The sequence below is a fragment of the Allobosea sp. 05T438 genome (genome assembly GCF_056396025.1).
On sequence record NZ_JBFTKQ010000061.1, the window covers coordinates 1 to 573 of the forward strand.

1 protein-coding gene is annotated in these 573 nt (G+C 67.1%); it reads right to left on the reverse strand.

The window, feature by feature from the left end; all coding sequences use genetic code 11:
- The coding region (locus AC1DIN_RS29920; protein WP_476812361.1) for an efflux MFS transporter permease at positions 1-573 on the reverse strand (573 nt) is incomplete at both ends.

Here is a 573-nt window from a genome sequence, read left to right on the forward strand (position 1 = left end):
AGCTTGCTCCGTAGGGACCGGCCCGCAACAGGCCGACACTTGCGAGTCCGACGGCCAGCAGGGCGCCGCCAGCGGTGCAGAGGCAGGCCGTCTTCACGCGATTGGCGAGCCATCCGGAAACCGGCGCGATCAGAGCCACCGCCGCGGGCCACGGCATCATGTACAGCCCCGCCTGGGTCGTCGCCATGCCGAGCCTGTGCTGGAGATAGAAGGGCAGAGCGAGAAGGCCTAGCATCTGCCCGGTGAAGCAGCAGACCGACGCGACGACGGAGAACCGGAAGGCCGGCGCGCCGAAGAGATCGGTGGGCACGAGCGGGGTCGCACTCCGGCGCTCGATCCGTAGCAACGTGAAGAGGCAAACCACCGACGCGACGATCAGCAGTCCGCCTGTCACTGGAKACTGGGCGACCCGATCAGCGCCGAGGAAGAACAGGACGAACATCAGGGCACTCGCGATCATGGCCCTGCCGTCGAGCTTCCGCGCCACGCCCTCAGTTGACGCCAAAACTGGGCCGGATGCCAGTACGACGATGCCGAGCGGTAAGTTGACGGCGAAGAGCCATGGCCAGGGCG